At 35.6% G+C, this 14,497-nt stretch carries 21 protein-coding genes and 1 pseudogene; 18 read left to right on the top strand and 4 right to left on the bottom strand.

Annotated features, from left to right (window positions below; genetic code table 11):
* Window positions 1-6: 6 nt before the first annotated feature.
* The 10 genes and pseudogenes from ACWYN3_RS02260 (at window position 7) to ACWYN3_RS02215 (ending at window position 5,707) form a co-directional block, all read left to right on the top strand.
* On the top strand, window positions 7-177 hold the full coding sequence (locus ACWYN3_RS02260; RefSeq protein ID WP_456219678.1) for a hypothetical protein: 171 nt from the start codon (window positions 7-9) through the stop codon (window positions 175-177).
* A 3-nt stretch (window positions 178-180) separates the two neighbouring features.
* Window positions 181-411, top strand: coding sequence for a squalene/phytoene synthase family protein (locus tag ACWYN3_RS02255; protein WP_456219677.1), 231 nt, complete (start codon window positions 181-183; stop codon window positions 409-411).
* Window positions 412-434: 23 nt separating this feature from the next.
* Entirely contained in the window at window positions 435-896 is a 462-nt protein-coding gene (locus ACWYN3_RS02250) for a phytoene/squalene synthase family protein (protein ID WP_456219676.1), read from the top strand.
* 126 nt (window positions 897-1,022) lie between these two features.
* Window positions 1,023-1,496 carry a hypothetical protein gene (locus ACWYN3_RS02245; protein ID WP_456219675.1) on the top strand — a complete coding sequence of 158 codons (474 nt, stop codon included), beginning with the start codon at window positions 1,023-1,025 and terminating at the stop codon, window positions 1,494-1,496.
* Between the two features lies 1 nt (window position 1,497).
* Window positions 1,498-1,980 (top strand): beta-carotene hydroxylase, encoded by a 483-nt coding sequence (locus ACWYN3_RS02240; protein WP_456219674.1) that lies wholly within the window; start codon window positions 1,498-1,500, stop codon window positions 1,978-1,980.
* Complete coding sequence (locus ACWYN3_RS02235) at window positions 1,967-2,224, top strand: lycopene cyclase family protein (protein ID WP_456219673.1); 258 nt, start codon at window positions 1,967-1,969, stop codon at window positions 2,222-2,224. The genes ACWYN3_RS02240 and ACWYN3_RS02235 overlap by 14 nt, the downstream gene beginning before the upstream one ends.
* A gap of 7 nt (window positions 2,225-2,231) precedes the next feature.
* Window positions 2,232-3,122: a lycopene cyclase family protein gene (locus tag ACWYN3_RS02230; protein WP_456219672.1), complete on the top strand. Its 891-nt coding sequence runs from the start codon at window positions 2,232-2,234 to the stop codon at window positions 3,120-3,122.
* A gap of 59 nt (window positions 3,123-3,181) precedes the next feature.
* A complete protein-coding gene (locus tag ACWYN3_RS02225) occupies window positions 3,182-3,790 on the top strand; it encodes a MarR family winged helix-turn-helix transcriptional regulator (protein WP_456219671.1) in 609 nt (202 codons plus the stop codon).
* Between the two features lie 221 nt (window positions 3,791-4,011).
* Entirely contained in the window at window positions 4,012-5,055 is a 1,044-nt protein-coding gene (locus ACWYN3_RS02220; RefSeq protein WP_456219670.1) for a fatty acid desaturase, read from the top strand.
* Window positions 5,056-5,243: 188 nt separating this feature from the next.
* Window positions 5,244-5,707, top strand: a pseudogene (locus ACWYN3_RS02215) (MaoC family dehydratase).
* Window positions 5,708-6,020: 313 nt separating this feature from the next.
* Here ACWYN3_RS02215 and ACWYN3_RS02210 read toward each other — a convergent pair.
* Window positions 6,021-6,461, bottom strand: coding sequence for an Hsp20/alpha crystallin family protein (locus ACWYN3_RS02210; protein WP_456219669.1), 441 nt, complete (start codon window positions 6,459-6,461; stop codon window positions 6,021-6,023).
* Between the two features lie 91 nt (window positions 6,462-6,552).
* Between ACWYN3_RS02210 and ACWYN3_RS02205 the strand changes: the two genes are divergently transcribed.
* The 7 genes from ACWYN3_RS02205 (at window position 6,553) to ACWYN3_RS02175 (ending at window position 11,431) form a co-directional block, all read left to right on the top strand.
* Window positions 6,553-6,801, top strand: coding sequence for a hypothetical protein (locus tag ACWYN3_RS02205; RefSeq protein WP_456219668.1), 249 nt, complete (start codon window positions 6,553-6,555; stop codon window positions 6,799-6,801).
* Window positions 6,802-7,163: 362 nt separating this feature from the next.
* Window positions 7,164-7,754 (top strand): TetR/AcrR family transcriptional regulator, encoded by a 591-nt coding sequence (locus ACWYN3_RS02200; RefSeq protein WP_456219667.1) that lies wholly within the window; start codon window positions 7,164-7,166, stop codon window positions 7,752-7,754.
* An 89-nt stretch (window positions 7,755-7,843) separates the two neighbouring features.
* Window positions 7,844-8,416 carry an oxidoreductase gene (locus tag ACWYN3_RS02195; protein ID WP_456219666.1) on the top strand — a complete coding sequence of 191 codons (573 nt, stop codon included), beginning with the start codon at window positions 7,844-7,846 and terminating at the stop codon, window positions 8,414-8,416.
* Entirely contained in the window at window positions 8,358-8,942 is a 585-nt protein-coding gene (locus ACWYN3_RS02190; RefSeq protein WP_456219665.1) for an oxidoreductase, read from the top strand. Before ACWYN3_RS02195 ends, ACWYN3_RS02190 begins: the two co-directional genes overlap by 59 nt.
* Before the next feature lie 14 nt (window positions 8,943-8,956).
* The gene (locus ACWYN3_RS02185; protein ID WP_456219664.1) at window positions 8,957-9,589 is read left to right on the top strand and encodes an SDR family NAD(P)-dependent oxidoreductase; all 633 of its coding nucleotides are present in this window, start codon (window positions 8,957-8,959) and stop codon (window positions 9,587-9,589) included.
* Between the two features lie 115 nt (window positions 9,590-9,704).
* Entirely contained in the window at window positions 9,705-10,985 is a 1,281-nt protein-coding gene (locus tag ACWYN3_RS02180; RefSeq protein ID WP_456219663.1) for an SDR family NAD(P)-dependent oxidoreductase, read from the top strand.
* Window positions 10,949-11,431 carry a zinc-binding dehydrogenase gene (locus tag ACWYN3_RS02175; protein ID WP_456219662.1) on the top strand — a complete coding sequence of 161 codons (483 nt, stop codon included), beginning with the start codon at window positions 10,949-10,951 and terminating at the stop codon, window positions 11,429-11,431. The genes ACWYN3_RS02180 and ACWYN3_RS02175 overlap by 37 nt, the downstream gene beginning before the upstream one ends.
* Here ACWYN3_RS02175 and ACWYN3_RS02170 read toward each other — a convergent pair.
* The 3 genes from ACWYN3_RS02170 to ACWYN3_RS02160 all read right to left on the bottom strand — a co-directional run bounded on the left by ACWYN3_RS02170 (window position 11,428) and on the right by ACWYN3_RS02160 (window position 12,457).
* A complete protein-coding gene (locus ACWYN3_RS02170; RefSeq protein ID WP_456219661.1) occupies window positions 11,428-11,697 on the bottom strand; it encodes a hypothetical protein in 270 nt (89 codons plus the stop codon). The two genes, ACWYN3_RS02175 and ACWYN3_RS02170, sit on opposite strands and share 4 nt — an antisense overlap.
* Window positions 11,684-11,947, bottom strand: a complete 264-nt coding sequence (locus ACWYN3_RS02165) for a hypothetical protein (RefSeq protein WP_456219660.1) — start codon at window positions 11,945-11,947, stop codon at window positions 11,684-11,686. The genes ACWYN3_RS02170 and ACWYN3_RS02165 overlap by 14 nt, the downstream gene beginning before the upstream one ends.
* 183 nt (window positions 11,948-12,130) lie before the next feature.
* Entirely contained in the window at window positions 12,131-12,457 is a 327-nt protein-coding gene (locus ACWYN3_RS02160; RefSeq protein ID WP_456219659.1) for a DUF3024 domain-containing protein, read from the bottom strand.
* A 182-nt stretch (window positions 12,458-12,639) separates the two neighbouring features.
* On the opposite strand from ACWYN3_RS02160, the gene ACWYN3_RS02155 reads away from it, so the two are divergent.
* Window positions 12,640-14,487 carry a DNA translocase FtsK gene (locus tag ACWYN3_RS02155; protein ID WP_456219658.1) on the top strand — a complete coding sequence of 616 codons (1,848 nt, stop codon included), beginning with the start codon at window positions 12,640-12,642 and terminating at the stop codon, window positions 14,485-14,487.
* Window positions 14,488-14,497: the final 10 nt, after the last annotated feature.

Raw genomic sequence — 14,497 nt, 5'->3', positions numbered from 1 at the left:
TATGGATTGGCTAATACACTGATGCAAACGGCAAATCTGAAACCATCGTTAAAGAATAAAAAAATACACAATCTGTTTTATGCCGGACAGCTTACAGTACCCGGCCCCGGAGTTCCTCCCTCTATCATTTCAGGAAATGTTGCAGCTCACCAACTCATAAAGTACTTAAAGAAATAAACCATGAAAGAAATATTTGACAAGTTATCGGCACAATGCAGCAAGATGATCACTAAACGTTACAGTACAAGTTTTTCATTGGGTATTTATTTTTTGTCCGAAAGACTTCGTCACCCCATTTATTCCATATATGGATTTGTAAGGCTGGCCGATGAAATTGTAGATAGCTTTCATGATTATGACAAAGCAATTTTACTTTCAAAAAAATTAAAAGAGATTGCTTTGAGGCCATAGAAGACGGAATAAGCCTAAATCCAGTGCTCAACTCTTTTCAGCAGGTTGTAAACCAATACTATATAGATAAAGAATTGATAGAATTATTTCTTCAAAGCATGGAAATGGATCTCAAACAAGAATATTATACACCTGAAAAGTATAATCAATACATTCTTGGTTCTGCACAAGTAGTAGGTCTTATGTGTTTACAGGTCTTTACCGAAGGCGACAAAATACAGTATGAAAAACTAAAGGATTCAGCAATGAAATTAGGTTCTGCATTCCAAAAAGTAAATTTCCTTAGAGACGTAAATGCAGATTTTCATACCTTAAGTCGTACCTATTTTCCAAATGTGAATTTATCTACCTTTTCAAACACGGAAAAAAAGATCATTGAACAAGAAATAGAAGCAGACTTTGAACTGGCCTTAACAGGAATCCGGCAACTACCATCATCATCCAGAAATGGCGTTCATCTTGCGTATGTCGTATGTCTATTATAAAAATTTATTTAATAAGATCAAAAGCAGTACTGCTGAAAAAGTAATGTCCGGAAGAATCCGTATTTCCAATACACATAAATTCGGATTGATGTTTGATTCCATCATCAGGTACAAAACAAACATGATATGAAGAGCATAGTCTTTTTAATCCTGCTGTTGTTTACAACTAAAAGCTATTCAGCAGAACCGGAGATTCAGAAAGTAAAAACCCTGTTTGAAACCTCCGCACATAATAAAGTGGATGCGAACCGGCTTTTAAAACTACTTTCTGTTGTGAGCTACACCTCTCCTCCTCTTTTGATCTGTTATAAAGGTGCTGCGGAGATGATGCAGGCAAAACATGGAATTAACCCAATTCATAAGTTCGCAAGATTTAAAAAAGGAAAAAAATTCATAGAAGAGGCTGTAAAAAAGGAACCACATAATCTGGAAATACGTTTTTTGAGATTTATGATTCAAACAAACCTTCCTGCCTTCCTCAAGTATAATGACAATATAAATGAGGATAAAAAATATCTGCTTGCTAACCTAGAAACAACTAAAGATCAAAAACTGAAACAGGACATCTTAACCTATCTGTCCAACTCTAAATTGCATTAAAATGAATAGCTGGATTAATTATTTATTTATTACAACAGGCACTTTTATTCTTATGGAAGGAGTTGCCTGGTTTACCCATAGATTCGTAATGCATGGTTTACTATGGGTATTACATAAAGACCATCATCAAAAAAAACCTCATTTCTTTGAAAAGAATGATGCCTTTTTTCTAATCTTTGCCACTCCAAGTATTCTTCTGTTTTTCTTTGGGGCTAAATCAGGGTTCAATTGGATGTTTTACATGGGACTGGGAATCCTTATATATGGAATTGCTTACTTTATCATACACGATGTGGTTATCCATCAACGTTTCAAATGGTTTTCACGAAGTAACAACAGGTATATCAAAACCATTAAACGTGCACATAAAATGCATCATAAGCATCTGGACTGGACAGACACCATGGGGAATCATTCGGTATGTTATTCGCCTCCAGAAAATATTGGCAGCAGTCTCAAAAAAAATAATTATGAAGCACTTTGACTATATTATTGCAGGAGGAGGATGTTCCGGCAGAAGCCTGGCTGTACGCATGCTGCCTTACCTCAAAGCTTCTAATAAACAGCTGTTGCTTGTAGACAAATCCCCTAAAAATGGCAATGATAAAACGTGGTGTTTCTGGGAAGAGCATGTGGATGTATTTGAACCAGTAGTATACAAAAAAATGGAATCGTTTATCTTTCTCCAGCTATTCTATCCATCAGGAATTAAATATCTATCCTTATGAGTACAAAATGATCCGGGCAATAGACTTCTATACCTTCGCTGACGAAAAACTATCAGAGAACACCCATATCACTACAATACAAGGAAATGTAGAAAGACTTTATACAGAAAACGAACAAGCCTATGCAGTCATTGATGGAGAAATCTATAGTTCCGATTATACTTTCTCCAGCAGCATTCCGCATATCCAGAACAAAAGACCAGAACGTTATCATTATTTGCTGCAGCATTTCATGGGTTGGATCATAGAAACAGAAAACGCCATTTTTGACGCTGAATGTGCAACCCTAATGGATTTTAGAACTCCTCAGCAAACAGGAACATCATTTGTCTATGTATTGCCCTTAAGTCCAAAACTCGCTTTAGTAGAGTATACGGTCTTTTCTGAACAAGAATTGGCAACTGAAGATTATACCACCGCTTTAAAACAATATATTCAAGAACAACTGCATTGTGACCGGTACACTATTAAAGAGCGGGAATATGGGGTAATTCCCATGTCTGACCATCCTGTCCAAAGACAACAAGGCCGTATTATTTATCTTGGTACTGCCGGCGGATTTACGAAGGGATCTACAGGTTATACCTTTCGTTTTATACAAAAACATACCGCCGCTATTGTAGAAAGACTAAAGAAATCCGGAACTCCGATTATTTCAGCCATTTTTCCAAAGAGATTTAAGACTTATGATGCTACCCTTTTGCATTTACTTGGCAGCGGACGCCTTTCTGGCGAAGAAATCTTCTCAGTGCTGTTCAAAAAAAACAAGGCACAACAAATTTTGAAATTTCTGGATAATGAGACCACTCTAATTGAAGAGATGCATATCTTTAAAACCTTAAATAAAAAGCAATTTGCAATTGCTTTATTAAATAGAACCCTTAGAATAATAACCTAACTCAATTCTTTTCAGAATTGAGCCCAAAATATTAACTATTACATTAAATCAACTGAATCATGTTATACGACTTAATTAACGAACTGGTCACTCTGGTGAAAATATATGAAAAAGAGTCCGTTCATACTACACATGATCTAAATACATTCAGGCTCTGGCTCGATCAGCATACTAATCACAATAATGATTTACCAGAACCGGAATGGGAAGGAAAAGCAAAAGGACGGTCTGCAGATAGTGTAATCAATACTTCGCTGGTACATCTGTACAGATATGCAAAAATACATGCAAAAACGGCTATAGCGAACACTCCTTTTTCAACTCCTGATGAGTTTATTTATTTAATCAGCTTAGTGTCATTTGGAAGTATGAGTAAAACCTCTCTCATCCGACTAAATATTCATGAAAAATCTGCGGGGATACAAATCATTAACAGGCTGATTAAAAATGAATGGGCAGAACAGCAGGCTTTAGATAGTGATAAACGAAATAAAATGATCCACATCACTCCAAAAGGGAAAAAACTCCTGGATGAGAGCATGGGAAATATAAGAAAAGCATCTGCTCAAGTGACCGGACCGCTTTCACACAACGAGAAAATGAACCTAATAAACATCCTTTTAAAACTTGAAAAAGTTCATCAAATCGAATCGAATGGGATGTTTTGAGGTTTACCGATAAAAACTACATTAACATCATGATTAAAACTCTAAATGTCTTTCTATTGATAAATAGAAACTCCATGACAACAACTATCCCAAATACTCTGTTTAACACTATGAACAATGTATTTATCACGAAATTGTATTTTATTTAATTGATAATTTTATTATAATTGCGCCTCGATTTGACATACTTAGATTATTATAAAATAAACAATTTTTACGCTATGCCATTTTTAGATTATGTATTACAGCGCCCCAAATATGGGTGGCAGGATGCTCAAGGGAGGTTAATAAAGCCTACAGCAAGTGAAATTTTTCACGAATTTTTTTCAAGGATAAATGTATTTAGAGACCGCAAAAACTGGCTTCCGTTTTTTAGCTGGTTCAAAGTAGCTTGTCTGATCCCCTTTTTTCTGATATTCCTTTTCTATTTTTTAAGTTGGTGGACACTATTGGCTGCTTTTTTTTATAGCATGATTATTATGGGTACTCATGGAACGATCTGGCATCATCGCTATTGTACCCACGGTGCATATAAATTCAGAAATTCATTCTGGCGTTTTTTTTTTTTTACGCAAAATTTAACGTTAAATGTAATCCCTGAAGAAATCTATGTGATTTCACATCATGTCCATCATTCTAAATCAGATGAACCGGGTGATCCTTATAATGCACAGGCGGGCTTTTTATATTGTTTTCTGGCTGACGTTAATCATCAACCTATAGCCAAGGATTTGAGTGAAACCGATTATAACCGCGTTAAAATGCTGATGAGGCATGCAGGTTTGACAGCTAATACTTATCCGCAATATCAAAAATGGGGCTCTTATGTAAATCCTTTATATGCAATAACTTCATGGATATTAAACTGGTCTTTTTGGTATTTGGCATTCTATCTTACAGGGGGCCATGCACTTGCCTGCAGTCTTTTTGGAGCAGCAGGGTTCTGGGCTGTAGGTGTAAGAACATTTAATTATGAAGGCCACGCCAAAGGGAAAGACAAGCAACATAAAGGAGTTGATTTTAGTAATAAAGATAAATCTATCAATCAGTTATGGCCGGGTATTGTTGCTGGCGAATGGCACAACAATCACCATTTATACCCTAAAAGTGCCAGAAGTGGTTTTAAACCGCATCAAATAGACCTGGCTTGGTATTACATCAAAATAATGAGCCTCCTTGGTGCAGTGAGCAGTTATAAAGATTACAAGGAGCATTTTTACAAATGCTACTACAATCCTTACATGAATGAAAAGGAAGCTTCTTGATGTAAGAAATTGCACGTACAAAACCCTCTCCTTTTCATTGTAAAAAAGATAATTCGCCAAATACAGTCAAATTGTTAAATTATATAATGTGGCTTTCTGGAGCGAAATTTGAAGAATAATATTGAGTAAAGGAAGTTTTGAGTTGTTCTAAGGTATTAAACTATTTTTTTAATCCAACACACATACATATGTTGATAATCAATAATTTCGAAGAGTATAAATCTTATTTAGGTAAAGAACTAGGCATTTCTAAATGGCATAAAATTAGTCAGGAACAGATTAACAAATTTGCAGACGCAACATTAGATCACCAATGGATCCATGTTGATAAGCAAAAAGCTGAAACTGAAGGCCCTTTTAAAAAGCCACTATAGCACATGGCTATTTAACTTTATCGTTGATCCCATATTTGTGGAAGCAGATTGCAGATGTTCGCAATATAAAAATGGAAATAAATTACGGTATAGAGCGATTTAAATTTGGGCAGGCTGTTTTGGTAGATAGTGAGGTGCAGCTAAAGGCCAAACTTACTTCTATAGTAAATTTGAGAGGAGTTACCAAAGTTATTATTGAAGCTACTCTCGTTATTAGAGATCAACCAAAACCAGCATACAATGGAGACGTGGTGTTTTTATATCACTTTATAAGCTAACGTAATACCTACTTAACCCAATCTCTATTGACAGGTAAATTTTAACGCAGAATTACTTCTGATTATGTTCCATGTTCAATTCTTTAAAAATCTCCTTAGTGATCATCGAATTCCCCCTCTATTCATCTTTCTCACTGCATCAAACCAAAAATGCGCGTAGCAAATTGCTGATCAGATCATAAATAAAAGCTTGCATAGGCTTTCCAAACTTTTAATGGTTTTCATGTTTAACGAAATTTCAAATAAAGCTTCCATAACAAAAGATAAAAAAGAGCTACCATTAAGTAGCTCTGGAGATGGATTTTTGGAGAAATTATTTAATGTCTATTTGACGGCTAAGTATCTTTGCTTCTTCTCTTTTCGGGATATTGATAGCTAAAACACCGTCGTTATATGTTGCCTGAATGCCATTTTCATCAGCACTTTCAGGTAGAGTAAATGAACGAACAAAAGAATTATAGCTGTATTCACGTTTAGCATAGTTTCTTTCTTCTTGTTTGCTTTCTGTACGTTTCTCTACAGAAATACTCAATATATTCCGTTCAAGACTCAATTTAAAATCTTCCTTTTTAAGTCCGGGCGCGGCTAATTCAACGTGATAATGATCCACAGTTTCACTGATATTAACGGCTGGCACTCTAGTAACCATTCGGTCTCCAAAGAAAGTGTCATTGAAGATGGAATCAAAAGCATCACCAAAGCCTGGCGATAATGAATTTCTCTTGTTTTCTGGATTAAATTTAACCAATGTCATGGGTTTTTCCTCCTTAATTTGATTTAAATGATTAAAACTATAATTAATTAAACTCTATAAACTTGCGTTCGATAAAAATATCACAACTGAAATGCCAAGTGTATTTCTGCAAGTAAAAGCTGAAAAAATTACTAGATCACTGAAAAACTTTCAGCTTTTGACTGTCAAAAATTCAGAAAACGCAGGTTATTTTTCATTTTCGCCAAATAACTTTGGTCAAGTTCAAACTATTATGAATAATGGGTATAATTTCACAAATGGTTTTTACACTAAAAAAAAATTAGAATTAATGAAGACTGGAGTTCTCATTTTTTTAGCCAAAACATCGAACAAATTTTAGCGAACATCTCACGATCATATCTTACTGACAATAAAAGCCTCAAATAAAAAATCAGCTCTTTTCAGAATTACCTTAAAATTATTGGTTCAGGGGCGGTGTGTAACCCTACCATTTTTGCGGCCGAATTGATTGGATTGGAGGTTTTTCGAAAATTCTTGAAGAATAATTATTCTCATGATAAACACTGATTTTTCGGAAATTAACAAAAATTTCATCTCCAATCATAAAATTATTTTATACAAACCTTGAGAAAATTTAGATATTCCTAATGTGTAATTCAAACGTCATATTGAAGATAGATTATAAAAAACAATATACAAAATAAACTTTTTAGTATATTTTTGCATCATAAGAAAAAGGAAATGTTAACGAAATCAGAAAGAACGAAACAATTTATACTGGAAACGGCAGCACCTATTTTTAATAAAAAAGGAATATCGGGGACCAGTATAGATGATTTACTTGAGGCTTCCAAACTAACTAAAGGATGTATTTATGGTCATTTTGATGGAAAAGAGGATTTAGCCCTCCAAGCTGTAAATTTTATGCTAGAGAATAATGGCAACAGATTAATGTCGAATATTTCTCGTGCAAAAAGTGCTCGTGCAAGTTTTTTTCGCTATCTTGATTTTTATAAAGATCCACTATCTACTTATATTGATGGTGGATGCCCTGTAATTAACATGGCTGCTGAATCAGATGACAATCATCCAATGATCAGAGAAAAAGTTGCAGTAGTTTTACGACGTGGACAAGAATTATTTGTGTCCATTTTAAAACAAGGGATCAAAGATGGTGAATTTAATACCAACCTTGATCCAGCCATTTATGCCTTTAAAGCAGTTTCCGCAGTTGAGGGAGCAATCATCATCTGCCGATCTTTAGGAACAGCAAAACCTATGCAAGGCCTTTTAAAAAGCCTGAAAACGGAACTTGACAGCTACAAAATCTAATAACCAGTTGACTAGCATAAACAAATAACATATTTAAAATAATAACACAAAATATACTAAAAAGTATATTTAAAACAATAAAAACAACTATGAACGATAAACTAATATTTGAGCCATTTCATTTGAGCGGAATAAGCCTCAAAAATCGAATAGTAGTAATGGCACCAATGACCAGGGCCAGATCTGACAATGCTGAACATAGAGCAACTGAACTCACCGCAGCATATTATAAACAACGTGCAACAGCGGGACTAATAATTACAGAAGGTACTTTTGTTAGTCCAGAAGCTGTCGGTGTAGTAAATGTTCCAGGCATTTATTCTGCAACACAGGTTGAGGGATGGAAATTGACTACAAAAGAAGTACACAATGAAGGAGGAATTATTTTTGCACAGCTATGGCATACGGGTGCCTACTCCCATCCAGATCTTCATAATGGAAAAAAACCTTTAGCGCCATCTTCATTTAATCCGGAGCAACAGGTATTTACTGCCGAAGGCTTTAAACCGTCTGTCGCTCCACAACCAATGACTACAGAAGATATAAAAAGAACAGTGAACGATTTTAAATCTGTGGCAATAAATGCGCTACAAGCGGGTTTTGATGGAGTGGAATTACACGGTGCAAACGGCTATTTGCTACAACAATTTTTCAGTCAGTAAAAACAGTAACCAACGAGAAGACAATTATGGCGGTTCTGTTGAAAACAGGACGAGGATTTTATTTGATATCCTTGATGAACTTGCCACTGTAATCGATTTAAACAAAGTTGGTATAAGACTTAATCCGTCACTGAATGGCATTATGGGCATATCCCTTGATGACGAAACCATTGAGCTGTATGATTATATGGTTAACAGATTTAACAACTACAACCTTGCCTATTTGCACTTAATTGAGCCTTTTACCGATGTTTCTGGTAACATTCATGCTATTCAAGAAGTTGCAAAACATTTCAGACCAATTTACAAAGGAACAATCATCATTAACAGGGGATTTAATAAGGAAACTGCAAATAAGGTACTTGCAGAAAATAGTGCTGATTTAATTTCTTTCGGTGTACCGTTTATTGCAAATCCAGATTTGGTTGCACGTTTTAAAAATGATGCGCCACTACAAGCACCTGATCAATCGACATTTTATACGCCGGGCGCTAAAGGTTATACAGATTATCCAACATTAAATTAAAATTTTAAATTATCATGAAAACATCAGGAAATACAGTATTTATTAGTGGCGGAAGTGCAGGAATCGGTCTTGCAATTGCTAAAAAACTACATCATGCAGGAAATAAAATCATCATAAATGGCCGCAACCAAGAGCGCTTAAAAAATGCATTAGCAGAATTAGACCATACAGTAGGAATACAGGGAGATTTATCAATTGAAACAGATCGTATTCGCATTTCGAAAGAGCTCATTGCACAACATCCGGACGTAAATATCATTATTAATAATGCTGGGGCAGCTTACATGAACGATTTGAAAGACAGCAATAATGATGCTGCCAAAAAAGCTGCTGAAGAAATGAATACAAATTACCTCGGCATTATTCACTTTACATCGCTTTTGCAATCTCACTTATCTAAAAAAGAACAGGCTGCAATCGTGAACGTTTCCTCTATTGCGGTCTATCGTGGAAATAAATATTTACCAACCTATTTGCAAGTAAAGCTGCATTACACAGCTATACACAAGGTTTACGGGATACATTTGCTGAGAATGAGAATCTTAATATCTATGAACTTTATCCACCCCTGGTTAATACAGATTTTTCGGCAGAAATTGGAGGTGCCAATGGAATTCCGGCATCAGAAGTTGCCGATGAACTTTTAATCGCCTTAGCAAAAGATCAATTTGAAGTGCCGGTTGGGCAAACAAAAAAAATTCATCAATTGGTTGAGGAAGCTAATGTAAATGCAAGCTTGTAAACGTTTCAATTCATAACAATATGGAAATTAAAGGAAAAACAATATTGATCACAGGAGGTGCGTCAGGTATTGGATTCGAGGCTGCCAAACAATTTATGTCTGCAGGTGCAAAAGTTATCATTACCGGCAGAAATCAGGATAAATTAGATGCGGCGAAAAAACTGTACCCAGAACTTATCGCTATGCAAAGCGATGCTGGAAATGCAAAAGATGCAGCTGCACTTTATGAACAAGTCAATTCGTTAGGCGGTATTGATATTTTATATCACAATGCCGGTGTTGGTAGTCCAGCTTTAAACTTGGGAATTGCAAATAACCAGATTTTGAAAAATGCTGAATACGAAATGACGGTAAACTATTTGGGTGTTATTGGCTTAAACAATGTATTTATTGACATGCTAAAATCGAAACCAGAAGCTGCAATTATCATTACTACTTCAATTTTAAGCATGGTTCCGGCGCTTGATGAGCCAACCTACTCTGCATCAAAAGCAGCATTGAGTTTCTACACTAAACTGCTTAGAAAAAATCTACAAATTTTGGAAAGCAGGGTTAAAGTATTTGAACTTTTACCTCCTGTTGTAGAAACAGAAATGACCGCAAAACGAACAGATAAGAAATTGTCTCCCGAAAACTTAGTAAAAGCATTGTTATCAGGAATTAAAGACAATCAGTATACCATTCGTGTTGGTGATTCCAAAGCATTGTATTACGCAAGTAGATTCTTCCCTTCTTTGCCTTCAACTTGGTTAACCCAAAGACAACTTATACGATCCTTAAGAAACAAAATACTTAAAAAGATGAAAGCCTTTATCTTAAACAAATACAGCAAAAAATTAGAATTTGCTGTTGTACCGAGCCCAATTATGGGGGATGACGAAGTATTAATTGAAATTAATGCGGCAGGATTAAACTTACTCGATTCAAAAATAAAATCCGGCGAATTCAAGCCCATTTTGCCCTATAAACTACCTTTAATTTTGGGGCATGATTTGGCGGGCATAGTTGTTAAAGTTGGGAAAAACGCAAAGAAATTTAAGGTTGGCGATGAAGTTTATGCTCGACCATCTGATTTTAGCATCGGTACTTTTGCAGAGCAGATTGCAATCGATGAAAAAGATGTTGCATATAAACCTAAAAACATCAGTATGGAAGAGGCTGCTTCACTCCCATTAGTTGCCTTAACAGCATGGCAGGCTCTTGTAGAACGTGGCGGATTAAAGAAAGAAAGGAAAAAGTCTTTATCCAGGCGGGTTCTGGTGGCGTGGGTACAGTTGCTATTCAACTTGCCAAACATATAGGCGCAACTATAGCAACAACCTCCAGTACCAGAAATTTTGATTTATTGAACGGATTGGGAGCAGATGTACTGATTGATTACAAAAACCAAGATTTCGAGAATGTTCTAAATGATTATGATTTAGTTTTAAATAGCCAGGACAAAAAAACACTAGAAAAATCGTTTAATATTTTGAAAAAGGGAGGAAAAGCAATTTCCATATCAGGCCCTCCAACTGCAGAATTTGCCAGAGATATAAAAGCTCCTTGGTATATAAGATTGATTTTATCTTTAGCCAGTAGTGGAATATTAAGAAAAGCTAAAAATCAAGACGTTAGTTATTCGTTTTTATTTATGCGTGCAGACGGAGAACAACTCAGCCAAATTACCAAGCTAGTAGAAACAGGATTTATAAAGCCTATTATAGATAAAATCTACCCTTTCGAGCAAACAATGATGATGCTTTAGCTTATGTTGAGAGTGGAAGAGCTACTGGCAAAGTTGTTATTAAAATAAAATAGCATATCACCAGTAATCGGGATGTGACAAGGGGTTATTTCTTTTTCAAGAACTCCCGCCGTCTTTAGCTCTAGTTCAAAAGAAATACGAGTTTTATCTCTGTCAAAAGAAAATATTCCTTTAAATGGTTCGGATAGCATGGTCTGAATATGAGTTGACTTGCCAGCACCATTAGGACCAGATATAACTAAAAGAGTTGGTTTAGAGTAATCCATAACTTTTACGGATACTATCTGCCTGCATTCCTTTAAGGACTTTAATTACACGCGTACGGAAGTTTTTTCCAGTAGATCCAACTTCTTGAAGTTCGATGCGACCATCTGAAAATTCCTTGTAAACCTGGCTTTCCGGGAGATTTTCAGAAAGAATAAGGAAAGGTAAATCTTTACTGAAGTTATTTGCCCTCAGATTTCTGATCGTAATAAGATATTTCTCATGTTTAGTTTCAAGCTCTGAATCGGACATATTTTTAAGCTACTGATGTACCTTAAAAATACAAAATTGAAATTTAATGGACAAATTATAATGGCCCCCTCGCCTTTCTACTATTGAATTACTTATCGTACATTTTGCAAATGGGAGAATTTTGCACATTGCCAACATAATAAATACCAAATAAAATCCTGGCGCTAGAATGGGGCAAGAAATTCAATTACCCGAAAAAAAACAGTGAGAATCTTTTTTAATCGCAATCAGTAATTCCTGGAGATTTGAATTCTTCGGGTGTGGTCCATATGCTTCCCATTTTCCAGACCCTCGTTTCCAATATAACCGCCAAATTTTAGTGGTTTTTATAAAGCGTAATTTGGCAAATTCGAGATGTAAAATTTTAGTCGGATTATTCCATTGCGGTCTAATCTCATAAAGCGTTGCAGATTGACCATCCCAGGTATAACCAAAATCTAACATCAATCTGAGCTCTTGATTCTCAGTTTTTAGTGACTCAATAAAATTCTTTAGTTGGGTTTCGGTCATTGAAATTGGTATATTTCCTAAAAAGTTACGACATACATATCACAGCCTTACCACGTTTTTTAGTTTTCTAAGTTAGAAATAATTATTTGCTTTCGACAAATGTAAAGGTCTAAAACACAATTGCCAAATTCAATGATCTGGCACATTATGCTTACATTTAGTTAACCTCTCGAAAAAACCAAATGAATATTGAAAACACAATTAATGATTTGCCGCACAGCTCAGAAAACCAATTTGGCGCATACGATCCCCGACTTGATCTCGCAAGTTATAAGTATCCAAATCTTGAGTTATTAGAAAACTATAGTGATAGCATCATTATTGATGCTGAAACACTTGAACTAAATAAGAATAAAATAGTAGAAACCTTCAATTATAGCCAGATTGAAATTAGCGCCATAAGTAGTATAGTAGGACCATCACTTACTTTATACGAATTCATTCCTGCACCAGGAGTTCGAGTTTCAAAGATCAAAAGTTTAAAAGACAACCTGGCGCTAACTTTGGCTGCCGAAATTAATATCATAGGTCCGAACCCCGGCAAAGGAACTATGGGCATCGAAGTCCTGCATGCAAATCCGTCTCTGGTTTCAATACGTTCATTATTGGGGACTCAAAAATTCCTAACCTGTGATTTTGATTTACCTATCGTGTTGGGCAAAACAATGGCAAATGAAGTGTTTCTTGTAGATCTAACTAAATTACCACATTTGTTGATTGCAGGCGCAACTGGTCAAGGCAAATCTGTTTGTTTAAATGCTATCCTATTTTCACTTCTTTACAAGAAGCACCCTTCTCAATTGAAGCTTGTTCTAATTGACACTAACAATTTAGAATTAGGTTTGTTCCGTAAAATTGAACAACACTTTTTAGCAAAACTGAAAGGTGCAACAAAAACTGTTGTCAGTGATAAATTGAATGCAATCAATACCTTAAATGGTCTGGCTATAGAATTAGATGAACGCTATGACCTGTTGAAGAACGCGGGTGTACGACAGATCAAAGAATACAATCAAAAGTTTATAGACCGACAATTAAATCCTAATAATGGCGATCGCTTCCTTCCCTATATTGTAGTAGTAATCGATGAGTTTGCAGAATTGTTAATGGATAATCACGAAATAGAATTAGTGATTAGTCGTTTGGCGCAGTTAGGACGAGCCGCTGGTATTCACCTGATTATTTCCACTCAGCGACCATCTGTAAAAATTATCACTGGTACAATCAAGGCCAATTTCACAGCGAGATTGGCATTTCGAGTGACATCTGCTATTGACTCTCGCACCATATTAGATGGTAGTGGTGCAGAGTTATTAAATGGAAATGGTGATATGTTACTGTCAACAGGTGCTGAAATCATCCACTTACAGGGAGCTTTTGTAGATACAACAGAGGTAGAAAGAGTAAATGAATTTATTGGAAATCAGCAAGGATATCCGGAAGCATATCTTTTACCTAAATACGGCATGATGAGTGAGTCATCTATGGATTTTGATCCCAATGAACTCGATTCAATGTTTGCTGATGCTGCACGATTGATCGTGATGCATCAGCAAGGCTCCGCTTCGCTTATTCAGAGAAAACTAAAATTGGGTTATAATAGAGCTGAGCGAATTATCAACCAACTGGAAGCAGCCGGAATAATTGGCCCTTTTGAAGGGAGCAAAGCAAGGGAAGTAAAATTGCCCAACGATTGTGCACTTGAAGTGTTTCTCCAAAGTATGAAATCAGGTAACTCTTTACCTACTAGACCAGAAGCAATAAACATTGCACATGTAAAAGCTGATCAGAAGATAATAGAAATTAAGCCGACTGATTCAATCCCCATTTATTCTATTCAACATAAATGTGTTAAAACAAATACTATAATGAATGATATAGTTCCAGTCCCTTCACACCTCATTAGAGATGAGCTTGACTACACGGAAATAGAAACTAAACCAGATAGTCCAATTTCTAGCTATTCTGTTGAAGTTGAATCAAAATCGAACAAGAAAAAAAGCTTCTGGGATTGGTGTTTAAATAAGTAATTGGCTATGA

The organism is Pedobacter sp. NJ-S-72, assembly GCF_053890575.1.
The sequence above is the reverse complement of the archived record's forward strand: the minus strand, read 5'-3'. Positions and strand labels throughout refer to the sequence as shown.